The following is a 15,795-nucleotide window of genomic DNA, read 5'->3' as shown; positions in this document are numbered from 1 at the left end:
CTGGACTGATCCAATTTATTTTGTTATCAAAACACTAAGAATGCACACATACTTAATTGCTTTTTTTGTCCTCAATGGTCCATCGGTTACTTTTGCGCTTGCGTACAAGAGGGTGAAGAACCTTTGAAAATATAGATATGGAGCATGTGATTGATATCCCCAAGACAAGAAAGGAATACATGGAGGAAATTCTTCGATTGAAGAAAGAGAAGAATGCCGTGTTGTTGGCTCATTATTACCAAGAAGCAGACATTCAGGACTTAGCGGACTATGTGGGAGATAGCCTAGGACTATCGAGAAAAGCAGCGGAGACGGATGCTGATATTATCGTATTTGCCGGAGTACATTTCATGGCGGAGACGGCTAAAATTATCAACCCAAACAAAAAGGTGATTTTACCAGATGTCAATGCAGGTTGTTCACTTGCAGATTCTGCACAGCCTGGCCCGTTCAAGGAATTTGTGGATGCTCACCCTGATCATATTGTGGTGACGTACATCAACTGTACTGCGGAGATCAAAGCGATGAGTGACATCATCTGTACCTCGTCCAATGCGGTCGATATTATCAATTCTATCCCTAAGGATCAGAAGATTATTTGTGCTCCAGATAGAAACCTAGGAGAGTATTTGATTCATCAGACGGGTAGAGATCTACTGCTGTGGGACGGGGCGTGTATGGTGCATGAGGCTTTTGCGATGGATAAGATACTCGACTTGCACAAGGAACACCCTAAAGCTAAGTTCATTGCGCATCCAGAATCTACACAGAATATCCTTCGTATTTCAGCCTTTGTAGGCTCTACAGAAAAGCTGCTCAATTTTGTGCAGGAGGACGATTCGGAGGAGTTTATCATTGCTACAGAGGCTGGGATTCTGCACGAAATGCAAAAGCGTGTCCCACATAAAAAACTGATCGCTGCACCTGCCAAAGATGACAACACCTGTGCATGTAGCGAATGTCATTACATGAAAATGAATACCCTAGAGAAGCTTTACGCTTGCCTCAAGAATGAGTTGCCAGAAGTCGATGTGCCAGAGGATATCCGCAAAAAGGCGCTCGTGCCATTAGAGAGAATGCTTGACTTATCTAAATAGATCTTCATGCCACATTACGATTACTTGGTCATAGGATCAGGAATAGCAGGGTTAACCTATGCCTTAAAAATAGCCAAAGAGTGCCCAGATAAGCGCTTGGCTATGATTACCAAATCCTACGAGAGTGAGTCCAATACCAAATATGCCCAAGGTGGTATGGCGGTAGTGATGGACAAGGTGTTAGACTCCTACGATCAGCATATCAAAGATACCTTGATCGCGGGAGATGGCCTGTGCGATGAGGCAGTGGTGGAGTTTGTCGTCAGGGAGGCGCCTGTTCGGCTCAAAGAGCTTATCGCATGGGGGACGAAGTTTGATAAAGGGAAGCACGGTAAGTATGATTTAGGCAAAGAAGGGGGGCACTCAGCGAATCGGATTCTTCATCACAAAGACATTACTGGATATGAAATCCAGAGAGCACTCCTTGAGCAAGTACACCGTTGTAAAAATGTAGAGATACTACCGCATCATTTTGCGATGGATCTGATCACGGAGCATCATCTCGACGAAGGGGCAGCAGGTAAGTCACGTACTTGCTTTGGTGCTTATGTGCTCAACGAGAAGACCAAGAGCATTGAGAGTTTTACCTCGAAAATCACTATGCTCGCCAGTGGAGGAATAGGACATGTCTACCAAAACACAACCAATCCCAAGGTAGCAACAGGCGATGGTGTGGCGATGGCCTACCGTGCCAAAGCAAAGGTTAGTCACATGGAATTTGTCCAGTTTCATCCTACGGCGCTCTATGAACCTGAGCGAAAAGGACAGACTTTTTTGATCTCAGAGGCAGTTCGTGGATTTGGAGGCATGTTGCGTGATAAGAATGGAGAGTCGTTCATGCAGCACTATGACGAGCGTCAGGAGTTAGCCTCTCGCGATATCGTGTCTCGCGCTATCGATGCAGAACTGAAGCGATCTGGAGATGAATATGTATATCTCGACTGTAGACATCTAGACATAGAAGAGTTTGAGAAGCATTTTCCTAACATTACCAATAAGTGCCGCAGCATAGGCATAGATATAGAACATGATATGATTCCAGTCGTGCCAGCGGCGCATTATCTCTGTGGAGGTATAGAGGTGGATCATTCAGGGTTGTCATGTGTGGGCAACTTGTTTGTGGTGGGAGAGTCAGCGTGTACAGGGCTTCATGGCGCCAACCGATTGGCATCTAATTCACTCCTAGAAGCGATCGTATATGCGCATCGCAGTTACCAAAAGTCTTTGGATATTTTCGATCAAATCACTTATATGCCTACCCCACGTGATTGGAGTGACAAAGGAACGACAGATCCCAAGGAGCTGATTTTGATCACGCATAACCGCAAGGAGGTGCAAGCGATCATGTCCAACTATGTCGGGATTATCCGTTCTACCCAGCGTCTAGATCGGGCCAATAAACGCCTGAAGCTGCTCTATGACGAAACGGAGGAACTTTACAAAAAGTCCAAAATATCCCCTCAGTTGTCTGAGTTGAGAAATTTGATCACGGTGTCTTATCTCATTATTCAGCAGTCGCTGAAAAGGGACGAAAACCGTGGAGGATTTTTTAGAACTAGCTGACGTGTAGATTCAAGCTCATAGAGATTTGTATGACTGTACTGTGATGTACTACACCTTGTGATGTTATGTAATGGTGGTTTTTTGCATGAAAAATTTGGAGAAGCACTAAAAGTAGAGGAACTTATGTAGAATCTACCTAAACTATCATAAGCATGAGTGTCGAAATCATCTCCTACAAGGATATTAGTATCATCTATACCAATCTGTCTGGTCTCGCCAAAGAAGAAGGATTCGAAGTGTTACAAGAAGCTGTCGATGTGATCAGTCAGTATCCTCCCAAATCAGTTTATTCTCTAATAAATGTCGAAGGGATCAAAATCAACTCCGCTTTTATCGATGAGATAAAGAGAGTTGGAAAATCTAATGCACCCTATGTCAAAGGTACGGCAGCCGTGGGACTAACCTCTATGACTAAACTGATCGCACGAACCATGATCAAATTCACAGGGCGAAAGGCAGAACTCTTTGATACTGTAGAGGACGCCAAAGAGTGGCTTTATCTTGTGCATATGGGAGAGAAATGAACAAATAAATACAGGCGTATTCATTGTTTGTCGATAGGATATATAGTAACATTACTATAGTTAATATGTCCAAATACCATGTATGATATTAAAGCTGATGAGAAAAAGAACTTACTAGTATTGATACTAGAGGGCTTTTTGACAGACCAAGAGCTAATAGAAGGAGCTGATTTGTGCATTTCTGAAGCGAAAAAATTGAGGCCTGGTTTTGTGGTAATCAATGATATCTCTCGCATGAAACCTGCTTCACCCCAAGGGGCACAAGAAATCAAGCGTGCCCAAGCATTTGTGTTAGGAATAGGTGTCACCAAAGTTATTCGAGTGACTGACAACCCTGTGGTCAAAATGCAGTTTAACCGCACGGGCTCAGCTGCAGGTTATGAGGCGCTAGAGGTTTCTACTATGGAAGAGGCGCTGGCACTGTTGTAGATGGAAGAACAATTGCCAATACCAGTTTTGGAGCTAGTTGTGTTCAAATTATATATCGGTTCTATAACCTACCTCATGACGTTTATGTTTTCGTTTTTAGTGATGCGAGCCAATACCTTTCGCTGGATGAGTTTCCTGATATTTATCATTTTGACAGTTGTTATTGGGCTGTTCGGCTCATTTTTAGTTTGGGGTGTGTGGCCCGCTACATTTGATATTATGTTCGGTCCTATTCATCTCCCAACATTCATCGTGCTACTGATAACTAACCCTGTTCTTTTGTGGGGATTTGGAAACAAGATTCGCTTGATAAAACCGCAGTAGTCAGGCTCCTTCATGATTATCTAGTTGTTTTTCAGCAAAGGAACTTTAAAATGGCATGTTTGTTTTTAGTCTTATCTTTTTAATAATTTCAACGAAATTGAATAGTTTATACAAATCAAACCTGAGCAAAATGTACGAAATCAAAGTAGGTGTGGACTTAATCATTTCAGAGACTAATAGGTTGAACTCTGAATGCCCTAAATTATGATAGAAGTAGCGATAGCCCTGGTCAACATCTTGCTAAGCCCCTTTGGTTTGATTCTTTTTTTTATTTGCTTTTCGGGACCTTCCTATTTCACGCCCGACAGTACCAATACCAGCAAACTAAAGATCCAACCCTATGTGATCTACTCTATGGTGTATACAACCGCGGTATTGGGGATCAGCTATGGCATAGGCTATCTGCTCCTTGCTGATTTTGATGTATGGCAGGCTTACCAGCCTAAGTATTGGTGGTTATCTGCCATCGGCTGGGCTGTGACGTTATTCACCTTGCGCACTTACTTTCGTGGCATGGAAGGCAATATCATGGGCTTTATATTCTTTCCCATGATAGCGGTGACTTCCCTTGCACTGATAGCAGTCAACGTCTCCAGTCTCTTTTCTCTTTCGGTCGATGTATCTGCGCCGACAGTTGATACCCGATACTTTTGGCTAGGCTTTGTCGGTCATGCCTTTATGCCTATCCAGCTCTTGCTATTCTCACAAGAAACTCAAAAGAATGGAAAAGCCATATCACAGACGGTGTTAGAGCAGCGCATTGTTCCTCTATTGGGAGTATTGATTTTTCAGATGCTACTTTTTGGTCTGCACTGGACTGCAGTGAAGCTCTTTGGAGAGAGACTTACTTTCGCTCAGTTTTTTGGTGAAGGAGAAAGTCTACTGTACTTTGTGCCCATGCTAGGCGGAGGTCTCTATTTCCTCATGAGTACGCTTGTAGCAAAAGAAAATCGCAACGATTCCAAGCTGTGGTCTATCGTGATCTTCCTCACTTTATCTTTCGGAGTTTTGCAATTATTCAATTACATCCGTATGCTGAAGGAGTGGTTTTAGGTGTTAGTGCACGGGGTAACAAGCGGATTGATAAGGTCATGGCGGTGGTGTCATACTTTCAGTGAAACGATTGCCTGAATTCAGAAGGTGTAAGGTCTGTTTTACGCTTGAATAGTTTACTGAACGATTGTATGTGCTCAAAGCCTAATGTATAGGCGATTTCACTGACGGACAACTCAGTGGTCGACAGCCTTTCTTTTGCCAGATCAATCACCTTATCTTGTATGAAATGCTTGGTGCTTTTGCCTGTTAGATTTTTTAGCAAGCGACTTAAATAATTGGCAGATAGATTCAGTTCATTGGCAAAATACTGAACGGTTGGAATTCCCTTTTCTATCAAATCTTCTTTATGATAATAAGCACATAGCAATTCCTCAAACTGGGTTAAGAGTGTGTGATGGGTGATTTTTCGTGTGATAAATTGGCGCTGGTAAAATCGTTCGGAGTAGGTGAGTAATAACGCCAATTGCGCTATGATGACCTCTTGGCTAAAAGGGTCAATATTGGCTCGGTATTCTTGAGCAATACTATCTATAACACCGGCAATCATTTTTTCTTCTTTGTCAGACAAATGCAGTGCCTCGTTTATTTTGTAGTCAAAGAATTCATAGGCTTTTATTTTTTTCGCTAGGGGAGTATTCCAAAGAAAATCGGGATGTACTAGCAATAACCATCCCTTATGGTTCAACTCTTCATCCGTTCTGAATTCAAAAGAAAGTACTTGCTTAGGGGACATGAAATGCAGGATTCCTTCATCAAAATCATAGGACTGTTGACCATACTTTAATTTGGCATTAAAGTCCTTTTTTAAAGCGATGGAATAGAAATCATTCGTAATATTTACAGGATTAGTCTCATGGTGCTTTATTTCCTCAAATTTTATCACACTGATCAGTGGGTGCTCAGGCTTAGGCAAACCCATCACCTTATGGTATTCGGTGATGGATTTTATATGATAGGGTTTTGACATCAAGCAAAGTTGCGGTTTATAATCCAAAGAGTGTTTTTAATCCTTCTTTTAGTGTGGTTGGTTTGCGCCCTAGTTTGTTTTCTAAGTCATTGGTTGTTTCGTCTTCTTGTCCGTTTTTTATATCGGTGTTGAATTCTATTACTTTTTGGAGCATGGCTGCTGGTATTCCTGTTGGTCTCATTCTTTCTTGAAAAGCAGAAATGTCTACTGGTTGGTAATTCACCTCTTTCCCCGAAAGGGTGGTCAAAGCTTTGGCAATATCATAAAACGAATAGGATTCATTGTTTGTGAATTTGTATGTTTTGTTTTCACAAGCTTCATTTGAGAGTACATTAGCCATTGCTTCGCCCATTTCTTTTCTTAAGGCAAAAGCTACTTTTCCATCTCCTGCAGGTTGATAAATGCCCGTTTCAAACACTTTTTTACCCACAAAGAGCGGGAGTACATCCATATACAAGGTGTTTCTAAAAATGGTATAGTTTAGCCCGCTTGCTTTGATGTAATCTTCCGTAAGAAAATGTTCTTCCATCAACTGATGTGCCAATGTGCTTCTATTTTTCATGGCTCTACTCGTGTAGGCAATGTTTTTAACACCTGATTTTTTAGCGGTATCAATGATATTTCTGTGTTGTTGCAGTCGGTTGCCTTGATCGCCTGCTGAAATTAAAAGCACGGTATCTACATTTGCCATTGCACTTTCAAGAGTGGACACATTATCATAATCGCCTCGAAAAACATTTATTCCTTTTGCTTTTAGCTCTAATATTTTTTCTTCCTCGCGAACAAAGGCAGAGATGTTTTGAGCTGGAATATTCTTTAATAAAGTTTCAATGACCGAACGGCCAAGATTACCGGTAGTTCCTGTTACTAATATTTGCATAATGATCTGTTTTTGATTTATGCAAAGCTCTAGCGTGTATGGCAGATATTTTTAGTCATATCTTGCTTTGTTGTAATCGTTTTAGGCTTTCAAAGAGGCGCCTTTGATTAATTGCTAAACGAACACAGCTTTACATCTCGTGAGTGGATGAATAGGTTTTTTTGATGCTATGACAACTAAAATTTTGAGATGAGTGTATTTGGATTCCCTGTAAGCTTACTGTCAGCATATGGTTGCACTACGACAGCCTCCATCTTGCGCAAGGAGGGACTTGGCCTTGCGCAAGGAGGGGCTTGATCTTGCGCAAGGAGTCTCCCCATGTTGCACAAGATGAGAAACATACTGAGGGAGTCCGTCTATAAAACAAACGCACCGTAAGCCATCGGCCTACGCTGCGTCTTTATCTTGGATAGGACTCTGCTATCTTAGTGCTGTGGGTAGGTCAGGTCGAACCTGTCCAAGTTCATCACTTTGTCCCATGCTGCCACAAAATCAGTCACGAATTTCTCTTTCGAATCTGCTTGTGCATAGACTTCTGCCAAAGCTCTCAGTTCGGAATTGGATCCGAAAATCAAATCTGCACGGGTTGCGGTGTACCTCGCTTCCCCTGTCTTTCTGTCCAAGCCTTCAAACTCCTCTTGGGTATCTGAGGTAGTTTTCCATGCGGTACTCATATCGAGTAGATTGACGAAGAAGTCATTGCTCAGTGCATCCGTATTGTCTGTAAAGACTCCGTCTGACGACCCGTCATAATTAGCACCCATAGAGCGCATACCTCCTACCAAAACAGTCATCTCTGGTGCACTTAGTGTCAGCAATTGTGCCTTGTCAATCAACAGTTCTTCCGTTGGGATCTTGTATCTCGTCTTTAGGTAGTTTCTGAACCCATCTGCCATCGGCTCTAGCAATCCAAAAGACTCCACGTCCGTTTGCTCCTGGGTCGCATCCATACGTCCTGCTACGAAGGGGACTTTCACGGCATAGCCAGCATTGGCAGCAGCCTGCTCGACCCCAACCGTACCACCGAGGACAATCAAATCCGCAATAGACACTTTCTTTGCACCCGACTTGGCGTTGAAATCGCTTTGGATCTGCTCATATACTGTGAGTACTTTGGCCAACTGTGCCGGATTGTTCACTTCCCAATCCTTCTGCGGTGCAAGACGGATTCTAGCGCCATTGGCTCCTCCACGTCTGTCTGACTCACGATAGGTAGAGGCAGATGCCCATGCCGTGGTGACCAATTCTTGGATAGACAAATCAGATTTGAGAATTGTCGATTTCAAACTAGAGATATCCGTGCTAGAGATCAATGCGTGATCTACCGCTGGAATTGGGTCTTGCCAAATCAAATCTTCCTCCGGTGCTTCAGGTCCCAAGTACGTTGTCTTTGGTCCCATGTCTCTGTGCGTCAATTTGAACCACGCACGTGCAAAAGCCTCGTTGAATGTTTCTGGGTTTTCGTAAAACCCTCTCGCGATCTTTTCGAATGTCGGATCAAACCTCAAAGACAAATCTGTCGTGAACATCGTCGGCTTGTGCTTCTTCTCCGAATCAAATGCATCTGGCACCATCATCTTAGGGTCTTTGGCGACCCACTGGTGAGCACCTGCAGGGCTTTTGGTCAATTCCCATTCGTTTTCGAATAGATTGAAGAAGAACAAATGACTCCATCTCGTAGGAGTAGAGGTCCATGTCACTTCCAGTCCGGAAGTAATCGCATCTGCTCCTTTTCCTGATTTGTAATCGCTTTTCCATCCGAACCCTTGCTCTTCGATAGCTGCGGATTCTGGGTCATCGCCTACATGCGTAGCAGGCCCTGCTCCGTGCGCTTTGCCGAGGGTGTGTCCTCCTGCGATCAGCGCAACAGTCTCTTCGTTGTTCATCCCCATGCGGCCAAATGTCGCACGGATATCCTCTGCCGCCAATAGCGGATCAGGGTTGCCGTTCGGGCCTTCTGGGTTCACATAGATCAACCCCATTTGCACAGCTGCTAATGGATCTTCTAGTTCACGGTCTCCAGTATATCTTTTGTCATCAGACAACCATGTCTTCTCTGCTCCCCAGTACACATCTAGCTCTGGCTCCCATGTATCTTCTCTACCTCCAGCATAACCGAAAGTCTCAAATCCCATGTCCTCTAGTGCGACGTTGCCCGTCAAGACCATCAAATCTGCCCATGAGATTTTATTGCCATACTTCTGTTTGATCGGCCAGATGAGCCGTCTCGCTTTGTCCAAGTTGGCATTGTCCGGCCAGCTATTGAGCGGAGCGAATCGTTGTTGCCCAGAGCGTGAGCCTCCGCGCCCATCAGCTGAGCGATAGGTCCCAGCACTATGCCATGCCATACGGATAAACAACCCGCCATAGTGCCCAAAATCGGCAGGCCACCAATCTTGAGAGTCTGTCAATACTACTCTAATGTCTTCTTTCAGTGCTTCGTAATCTACGCTATTGAACTCCTCGATGTAGTCAAACTCTTCGCCCATAGGGTTCGACAAATCACCGTGTTGACGCAGGATACTTAGGTTGAGTTGGTTGGGCCACCACTCACTGTTGCTAGTCGCGTTCATGTTCGACTTGCTCTTTCGGGTAGCACCCGAATTGCCGTCGGCATCCGCAGTTTCATGTCCTGCTTTCTCTTGGCAGGCTGGCAATAAAGCCACCAAGGCAAGAAGCGAGCAGAAGGCTATCATCTTTTTCATATACATAAAATTTAGTTTTTGGAATTTTATGTAAATGTCAACCTTCAGCACTGGCCATACCTCCGATTCAAAATGCTTTTTTCGATCATGATATCGATGTTATCTATAAGGTCAAAAGAGTACACCCGATATTTTATCAAAAAACAAGTAAATAAATAAAAATAATCTATTGATTAAAGCAACAGATAAAGTGCTTTAAACGGTAAGAACCATAAATAAAATGCCTCCGCATGGCCTCTCCCAGACACTCGATAGCCAAACACTTCGCTCTATATAAAGTAGCGCATCCACCTCATATTTAATCCAAAATCCTGTGTCTCAATACTCCCATCACATTTGAATGCTTAGAAATCCTTGTTGAGCTTGACGGCTAGCGAAGCGGTGATAAAAAAGTTGCTGTCAGAGAGTACCTCGCCGTTGTTGAAGATGTCATTTGGGCTACTGAAGTATCGGCCTTCTACACGACACATGACTTTCGGGTCAGGCTGGTAGTCGAGATTCCAAGAGACGCTGGTGGTCTTGAACCCCAGACCGCTGTCTGTCGACACAGCGATCTGCTGTGCATCGTTGAAATACTCCCCACGCACAGCCGAACCCCACTGGTCATCGATCTGGTAGTGCAAAATCGCTACCGGAGCGATCCAACTGTCGTAAGTAGAACTCTCTTTGGCGGTCTGCTGCCATCCCACATCTATGCCCGCGATGAGGTCTAGTTTGTCGGATAGTTTGAATGTCCCAAAGATGTCGTTGAAGTAGCGCATGCGTCGCGTCGCGTCTGGATCGTCCGACCCGATGAAGGTGCTCCAATTGAGGAGAATGTTGTCATTGGGCATATACTGTATCTGTGAGCCAAATGCCGGCAGACTGTTGCCATCGACACGCTGGATGTGCTGCCACCCGTTGGAGACGAGCGCCATGAAAAGCCACTGATCCGAGGGAGTGTAGGTCAACTTCGCCCCGGAGAGGAAGTAAGGCGATTCCTCCGCAACCAAAGAGCGAGTTAGTGTATAGTTGTCCATCGATACGGCACTTTCGAACCCCAAGTTGGAAGCAAACACCCCTGCATCAAGCCAGAGACTACCCGATGCGTTGAGAGCTACGCCTGCGTATGCCTCGTGTAGATGCTGGAGCAGGTCTTGCTCTGGGCTGTAGTTGTCCTGCGCATAGGTACCGCCCTGTAATGTCACGACGGCATGGTAGCGATCGTTCTCTACGGCCATTCGGATCAGGGCGAGATTGATGTTGAATTCGTTGTGACGGTTGTGGTTGTAGAAAAACGACTGACGATAACCTTGTGTCGGTCGATCAAAATCATAAGCATAATATGCATCCACAAAAGCACTGATGGATAGACCCAAATCGCTGTTATCTTCCTCGTCCTGTGCCTGAAGGGCATGGAGCATCGTGAGACTCAGGAGTAGACTGAGTGCTCCTATTTTTCTGATGTTGTTCATGTCGGTTTTATAAAATGTCGAGTTTGAAATTAATCAAAAGGCAAGTTTGCAACAAGCAAAACCGAAATGTATGTCATATTGTTTTATGTCACATAACATGTATTTAATAAAGCCAATTAAAAAATAGATCAGTAGGCGAACAGACTACTTCACCACCAAGTACACGATAAGCAGAACCCAAATCACAGTCAGTACAGGAGGGATCACTCTGCTGAATAGTTGATTGACAGAAAACTTGGAGAGGTAGCTTTCGTAGAGTTTTCTACGCTCGCGGTAGCTCTCGTCGTTTTCTCTGAGGAAATTCTTGACCTTGTCCAGCATGTGGTGCTCTTTGGATTGGATGAGCCACCAGATGACGGTGATCACTCCCCCAAACACACAGAGAGCCATCAAGATCATGTGGTCATTGCCGTCACCGATCCCGTTGACAGTGGCAGCCAAGAGGATGGACTGAAACAAAAGGAAGAAATTGAGTCTGTTGTTGAAGTTGAGTTCGAGGATTTGTCGATGCGTCCATGCGCGACTGAGGTCTTCTGGTTTCATGATGATAGTTGGCACAACTGCTATACCCTCAGTTGCGCTCACTCAAGATACCCATTGGGCTTTGGATAGAAAAAAAGTAGATGCTTAAATCATCTTCATCTGCATCGAAAGCCACTACATCTAGTAGATTTTAGAGGTTTGCTACTCCTTTATTTCGACATAAGGATCCTTGTCCTCTTCCCCACCCAATATATCAGGCTCAGGTTCCCAGTTGCCTTCTATGGAGCTTTGTGGAATTTCCATGCCTGTGACTTTATCTATCTCGTATATTCCAAAAGACACCTCATTGCTCAACGAAACCACATACTTGTTCTCCTTCTCCGTCACCTCGCTATCAAACCACTGACGAGGCAAGCCAAAAGCATTTTGGACAAAAGAAATCTTTTCTCTGTCCTCGCTTGTAGGTAGGTAAAAGTCATCTATCCCAAAAAAATCAAAAGGACTGATCCCGTGGGTCATCACATGGACTGTAAAGTCGTATGTATAATTCCTCGTTTCTTGACCTAGTGGCACGAACCGAATGCGTCTTTTGTACTGTACCAGAACCTCTTGGGTATTGGACCAAACAGAGATGTCAAAATCACCAAGAATGATGTCCAAGTCCGGATATTTCTGCCGAACAATGCCATGAGCGATCTCAGTGATCGAATTCTTTCCTAAGGTTGTTATGTGTTCGATTTCCATACGGTTGTGTCCTTGACCTAAAACATCCACGCTGCTCACGATCGATAGTGTGATGAAGAATATAGATGCGTGAAGGTTCATGTTTTTTAAATTCGTAGAGTCAAGACAATGCTAAACTTACTCTTTCTTTTGCTATCAAATCACGGATCCCGTCCCAAAGGCTGATCCGCTTGGTCAATGCGTCTTTGGCTATAGTCAATGTCTCCTGCCATTTGGTTTCTTCTTCGCCACAGAGTTCTGCTACCATTTGTAGAGAAAGTGGTCCATGCTCGTCTCCATCTAGTTCGATATGGCGTTCGAGATAGTAGCTCAGCTTGTTGTAGCGCGTGTTCTCTGCGTCTGCATTTTTCAGAATCTCGATGAACATGTCTGGAATGACATCTTCTCTCCCAAAAGTAAATGCTGCAGCCACCAAGTGAGGCTTGTCCGTGGCTATCGTCGAGAAAGAAAACTCCACAAAATCAATCACACGTTGATCAATATTGATGGCTTGTAAAGAATCAGAGACAGACTGTCCTTGTTCGATCAATCGAATGAACTGATCGATTTCATTCGTCTTTGCACCGACTTGGAGCATCGCCTCTAGGTACATTTCAAAGTGACTTTTAGGTTCTCCTAATTCGTTGATATCGCTTTCCTCACCATGTACGATCTCATTGATGAATCGTGCTAGTGTCGGGTTAGTTCTAGGAGTCCAAGGGGTATGTACGTTCGTCAATTTCAGCTGTAGAGCCTTCAACAAAGACATAAAATCCCATACGGCAAAAACATGGTTTTCCATGAAAATTTTGATGTCATTGATGTCCTTTAGGTTTTCGTAGAGCGAGTGTTTTTGCAATTGGGTACGCAATCCAGCGATCTCACTTTCTATCTCTTGTATTCTATCCATCGGGTTCACTTCTATGTGACTTGCACCATGGCAAGGTGTTGTGATTTGTTGTTTGATTGTGCCTCAAAACCTTACGAGAGGAGGCATATATTTATGGGCTGCAATAGTGCTTTATTTTTCTATGATTCACAACCCTTTGGGTACAATATGGCTATGAAGAGTACTACACATTCTGCCTAAGAGGCACCATCTCTTTCTTACTTAAGATATCAGTCAACTTCGTCAGTGTCTGCTTTAGTTGATGGATTTCTTGCGCATTGATTTCATCTGATGCGAATTGGTCTATGATCTGCTGAGGGATGCACATCGCTTCTTTTCGCAGGGCTTTCCCTTTTTCCGTCAAGGAGATGATTACACTTCTTTCGTCCTTCTCAGAACGTTGGCGTTCGATCAGTCCTTTGCCCTGCATCCGCTTGAGTACAGGGGTGAGGGTATTTGATTCTAGATGGACCAGATGACTGATCTCCGACACGGTCATCTGGTCTGTCTGCCAGAGGGTCAGTAGCACCAAATACTGTGGGTAGGTGATGTCCAACTGACTGAGAAACGGGGTGTATAGCTTGGTCACCATGCGAGAGGCCGCATAGATCGGAAAGCATATTTGGTTCTCTAGCCACAGTGTCTCAGGATTATTCTTCATGAGCCAAGGTTTGGTGTATGTACTTGTCAATCTTCTCGGGCTTGGTGGTCGGAGCAAAACGCTTGACGGGTTGACCTTGTGGATCGATGAGAAACTTGGTGAAGTTCCATTTGATTCGACTGCCAAAGAGTCCTCCCAGTTCATTTTTGAGATAGCGAAAAACAGGGTGTGTGCCCTCGCCATTCACTTCGATCTTCTCCATCATCGGGAATGTCACGCCGTAGTTGATCATGCATCCTTCTTCGATGGATTCTTTTCCTCCAGGTTCTTGATTGCCAAACTGGTTGCAAGGAAAGCCTATGATCACCAAGCCGTCGTCTTTGTATTTTTGATACAGCTTTTCTAGCCCTTCGAACTGTGGTGTCAGCCCGCATTGACTGGCGGTATTGACCACCAAGACCGCTTTGCCAGCAAAATCTTTCATCTGTGCAGTTTTTCCTTGGAGGGTAGTTGCTTCTAATTCGTAAAATGGAGTGTTCATTATTTGTTCGTTTTTTGGATTAAAAATTTGAGTGCGCCTGTGGACCAAAGTGCCCATAGGATCAGTACAGGCTGAAAGAAAAGCCTAATCAAACGAGCGCGATCTGTGTCCAGACCGAAAGCATCCGTTCCGTTTAGGTATTGGGCGATGTTGCCAGGGAAGATTAGAATGTAAAACATCGCCAAGGCCAATCCCACATAGATTCGGTAATTCTTCCAGAATATCATGCCTAGTCCTAAACTGATCTCCACCACACCCGAAAGGATCACGACCAGATCTTTACTCAGCGGGATCCAGAGCGGAACCTGCGCCTGAAACTCTGCTCGCTGAAAGGTAAAGTGACCGATAGCTGCCATCACCATGAAAAGCCCAAGTATAATTCTCAGTACTTTTTGATAGTTGTTCGTCTCTATTTTTGGGGGTATCATATTTGATTCGTTTACAATTAGATCGTGCGCGATGTAATTTACAAAAATCTTTTATATATGTTGTATTAGAATCATGATACAGAATTAATAGGGACGGTGTGTGTTGGGAATAGTAGTTAAATAAACAAGGAGGGAATGTCGCTAGATAGAAGACTATTGTTTATGTTAAATCTGTTTAGTTGAACACTAAGGACATTAATCTGAACGGACTTCTATGAACAATATCCCAAACATATCATTCGATAGTAGCGAAAAGACCACAGATATTGAATTTTTGAGGATATCTGAATTATTCGAGCGCGTCGAAGAAAATCCTAACCATGATCCACTGAAACCTCACCGAATTACCTTCTTTGCCTTGTTGATTGTTATGGAAGGAGAGGGAATGCATCAAGTCGATCTAGAGAACTACTTACTAAAGAAAGGGTCTGTATTGAAAATCGCTAAAGGGCAAGTGCATGCTTTTCAAGAAAATCTAAGCTACGACGGTTACCTTGTCGTTTTTACAGAAGACTTTGTTTTGAAGTTTTTCTCTAAGTCTACCATTGACTTTATTTCGCACCTCTACAACTATCATATTTCAGATCCACTGGTGGAGGGTAGTAATTTCAATGAATCATTTTTGGCACTGATCGCACAGGAACTGAATAATGAAAATACCTATGCCCAAAGGAATATAATAGCCAAAATGCTGGAGCTGTATCTGTTGAAATTGGAGAGAGTGTCGCACTTAGCTATTTCTACGAAACGTAACACAGAGCAGTACCCACTGTTCTTTCAATTTAAGAACTTGGTAGAAGAGAGGTACATGGACACGAGAAATGTGAAGGACTATGCGGAATACATGTCCGTCTCTGCCAAGCAATTGAATGCGGTCGTCCAAAATTTTACCTTGAATACTGCCAAACATTTCATAGACGAGTATGTGGTTTTGGAAATAAAAAGAGCAATCCTCAGTACCAACAATAGTTTGAAGGAAATCGCTTACGAGTTGGGGTTTGATGAAGTGACCAACTTTACCAAATTTTTTAAAAAGCATACAGGTATTACTCCAAAGGAGTACAAGTCATCTCTTTGATTGATCCAGTTCCATATTTACCATTTTTAGGAGAGTATTTACCTTTTACAGCA

At 43.7% G+C, this 15,795-nt stretch carries 17 protein-coding genes; 7 read left to right on the top strand and 10 right to left on the bottom strand.

The features are described from left to right. The first annotated feature begins 137 nt into the window (after positions 1-137). The 6 genes from nadA to BUB99_RS06740 all read left to right on the top strand — a co-directional run bounded on the left by nadA (position 138) and on the right by BUB99_RS06740 (position 4,990). Complete coding sequence (nadA, locus tag BUB99_RS06765) at positions 138-1,097, top strand: quinolinate synthase NadA (protein ID WP_073120828.1); 960 nt, start codon at positions 138-140, stop codon at positions 1,095-1,097. 6 nt (positions 1,098-1,103) lie between these two features. After that, the gene (nadB, locus tag BUB99_RS06760; protein WP_073120827.1) at positions 1,104-2,660 is read left to right on the top strand and encodes an L-aspartate oxidase; all 1,557 of its coding nucleotides are present in this window, start codon (positions 1,104-1,106) and stop codon (positions 2,658-2,660) included. Between the two features lie 152 nt (positions 2,661-2,812). Then, the gene (locus BUB99_RS06755) at positions 2,813-3,184 is read left to right on the top strand and encodes an STAS/SEC14 domain-containing protein (protein WP_073120825.1); all 372 of its coding nucleotides are present in this window, start codon (positions 2,813-2,815) and stop codon (positions 3,182-3,184) included. Between the two features lie 78 nt (positions 3,185-3,262). Beyond that, positions 3,263-3,613: a hypothetical protein gene (locus tag BUB99_RS06750; protein WP_073120823.1), complete on the top strand. Its 351-nt coding sequence runs from the start codon at positions 3,263-3,265 to the stop codon at positions 3,611-3,613. Continuing rightward, positions 3,614-3,937, top strand: coding sequence for a hypothetical protein (locus BUB99_RS20545; RefSeq protein WP_073120821.1), 324 nt, complete (start codon positions 3,614-3,616; stop codon positions 3,935-3,937). Between the two features lie 204 nt (positions 3,938-4,141). Continuing rightward, positions 4,142-4,990 (top strand): hypothetical protein, encoded by an 849-nt coding sequence (locus BUB99_RS06740; RefSeq protein WP_073120820.1) that lies wholly within the window; start codon positions 4,142-4,144, stop codon positions 4,988-4,990. Positions 4,991-5,048: 58 nt separating this feature from the next. On the opposite strand, the gene BUB99_RS06735 is transcribed toward BUB99_RS06740, so the two are convergent. The 10 genes from BUB99_RS06735 to BUB99_RS06690 form a co-directional block, all read right to left on the bottom strand. Next, a complete protein-coding gene (locus tag BUB99_RS06735) occupies positions 5,049-5,960 on the bottom strand; it encodes a helix-turn-helix domain-containing protein (RefSeq protein WP_073120818.1) in 912 nt (303 codons plus the stop codon). 16 nt (positions 5,961-5,976) lie between these two features. Next, a complete protein-coding gene (locus BUB99_RS06730; RefSeq protein ID WP_073120816.1) occupies positions 5,977-6,840 on the bottom strand; it encodes an SDR family oxidoreductase in 864 nt (287 codons plus the stop codon). A 425-nt stretch (positions 6,841-7,265) separates the two neighbouring features. After that, positions 7,266-9,545, bottom strand: coding sequence for a catalase/peroxidase HPI (gene katG, locus BUB99_RS06725; RefSeq protein WP_073121768.1), 2,280 nt, complete (start codon positions 9,543-9,545; stop codon positions 7,266-7,268). A 344-nt stretch (positions 9,546-9,889) separates the two neighbouring features. Beyond that, positions 9,890-10,999: a porin gene (locus tag BUB99_RS06720; RefSeq protein WP_084190413.1), complete on the bottom strand. Its 1,110-nt coding sequence runs from the start codon at positions 10,997-10,999 to the stop codon at positions 9,890-9,892. A gap of 144 nt (positions 11,000-11,143) precedes the next feature. Continuing rightward, positions 11,144-11,584, bottom strand: a complete 441-nt coding sequence (locus tag BUB99_RS06715) for a RipA family octameric membrane protein (protein ID WP_073120814.1) — start codon at positions 11,582-11,584, stop codon at positions 11,144-11,146. Positions 11,585-11,683: 99 nt separating this feature from the next. Continuing rightward, complete coding sequence (locus BUB99_RS06710; RefSeq protein WP_073120812.1) at positions 11,684-12,307, bottom strand: hypothetical protein; 624 nt, start codon at positions 12,305-12,307, stop codon at positions 11,684-11,686. Positions 12,308-12,326: 19 nt separating this feature from the next. Beyond that, complete coding sequence (locus BUB99_RS06705; RefSeq protein ID WP_073120810.1) at positions 12,327-13,115, bottom strand: DUF3050 domain-containing protein; 789 nt, start codon at positions 13,113-13,115, stop codon at positions 12,327-12,329. A gap of 163 nt (positions 13,116-13,278) precedes the next feature. Next, the gene (locus BUB99_RS06700; protein WP_073120809.1) at positions 13,279-13,755 is read right to left on the bottom strand and encodes a MarR family winged helix-turn-helix transcriptional regulator; all 477 of its coding nucleotides are present in this window, start codon (positions 13,753-13,755) and stop codon (positions 13,279-13,281) included. Then, positions 13,745-14,236, bottom strand: a complete 492-nt coding sequence (locus BUB99_RS06695) for a glutathione peroxidase (protein ID WP_073120807.1) — start codon at positions 14,234-14,236, stop codon at positions 13,745-13,747. Before BUB99_RS06695 ends, BUB99_RS06700 begins: the two co-directional genes overlap by 11 nt. Continuing rightward, positions 14,236-14,664 carry a DoxX family protein gene (locus BUB99_RS06690; RefSeq protein ID WP_073120805.1) on the bottom strand — a complete coding sequence of 143 codons (429 nt, stop codon included), beginning with the start codon at positions 14,662-14,664 and terminating at the stop codon, positions 14,236-14,238. The genes BUB99_RS06695 and BUB99_RS06690 overlap by 1 nt, the downstream gene beginning before the upstream one ends. A gap of 214 nt (positions 14,665-14,878) precedes the next feature. On the opposite strand from BUB99_RS06690, the gene BUB99_RS06685 reads away from it, so the two are divergent. Further along, the gene (locus BUB99_RS06685) at positions 14,879-15,742 is read left to right on the top strand and encodes a helix-turn-helix domain-containing protein (RefSeq protein ID WP_073120803.1); all 864 of its coding nucleotides are present in this window, start codon (positions 14,879-14,881) and stop codon (positions 15,740-15,742) included. Positions 15,743-15,795 lie beyond the last annotated feature (53 nt).

Source organism: Reichenbachiella agariperforans (assembly GCF_900142205.1).
GTDB lineage: Bacteria > Bacteroidota > Bacteroidia > Cytophagales > Cyclobacteriaceae > Reichenbachiella > Reichenbachiella agariperforans.
This window is presented reverse-complemented; position numbering and strand designations above follow the sequence as displayed.

Bases quoted from the DNA above. Each gene is read 5' to 3' on its own strand.
- BUB99_RS06730 (WP_073120816.1), bottom strand. From the start codon at position 6,840: ATGCAAATATTAGTAACAGGAACTACCGGTAATCTTGGCCGTTCGGTC.
- nadA (WP_073120828.1), top strand. From the start codon at position 138: ATGGAGCATGTGATTGATATCCCCAAGACAAGAAAGGAATACATGGAG.
- nadB (WP_073120827.1), top strand. From the start codon at position 1,104: ATGCCACATTACGATTACTTGGTCATAGGATCAGGAATAGCAGGGTTA.
- BUB99_RS20545 (WP_073120821.1), top strand. From the start codon at position 3,614: ATGGAAGAACAATTGCCAATACCAGTTTTGGAGCTAGTTGTGTTCAAA.
- BUB99_RS06685 (WP_073120803.1), top strand. From the start codon at position 14,879: ATGAACAATATCCCAAACATATCATTCGATAGTAGCGAAAAGACCACA.
- BUB99_RS06710 (WP_073120812.1), bottom strand. From the start codon at position 12,307: ATGAACCTTCACGCATCTATATTCTTCATCACACTATCGATCGTGAGC.
- BUB99_RS06735 (WP_073120818.1), bottom strand. From the start codon at position 5,960: ATGTCAAAACCCTATCATATAAAATCCATCACCGAATACCATAAGGTG.
- katG (WP_073121768.1), bottom strand. From the start codon at position 9,545: ATGAAAAAGATGATAGCCTTCTGCTCGCTTCTTGCCTTGGTGGCTTTA.
- BUB99_RS06690 (WP_073120805.1), bottom strand. From the start codon at position 14,664: ATGATACCCCCAAAAATAGAGACGAACAACTATCAAAAAGTACTGAGA.
- BUB99_RS06695 (WP_073120807.1), bottom strand. From the start codon at position 14,236: ATGAACACTCCATTTTACGAATTAGAAGCAACTACCCTCCAAGGAAAA.
- BUB99_RS06700 (WP_073120809.1), bottom strand. From the start codon at position 13,755: ATGAAGAATAATCCTGAGACACTGTGGCTAGAGAACCAAATATGCTTT.
- BUB99_RS06740 (WP_073120820.1), top strand. From the start codon at position 4,142: ATGATAGAAGTAGCGATAGCCCTGGTCAACATCTTGCTAAGCCCCTTT.
- BUB99_RS06705 (WP_073120810.1), bottom strand. From the start codon at position 13,115: ATGGATAGAATACAAGAGATAGAAAGTGAGATCGCTGGATTGCGTACC.
- BUB99_RS06755 (WP_073120825.1), top strand. From the start codon at position 2,813: ATGAGTGTCGAAATCATCTCCTACAAGGATATTAGTATCATCTATACC.
- BUB99_RS06750 (WP_073120823.1), top strand. From the start codon at position 3,263: ATGTATGATATTAAAGCTGATGAGAAAAAGAACTTACTAGTATTGATA.
- BUB99_RS06720 (WP_084190413.1), bottom strand. From the start codon at position 10,999: ATGAACAACATCAGAAAAATAGGAGCACTCAGTCTACTCCTGAGTCTC.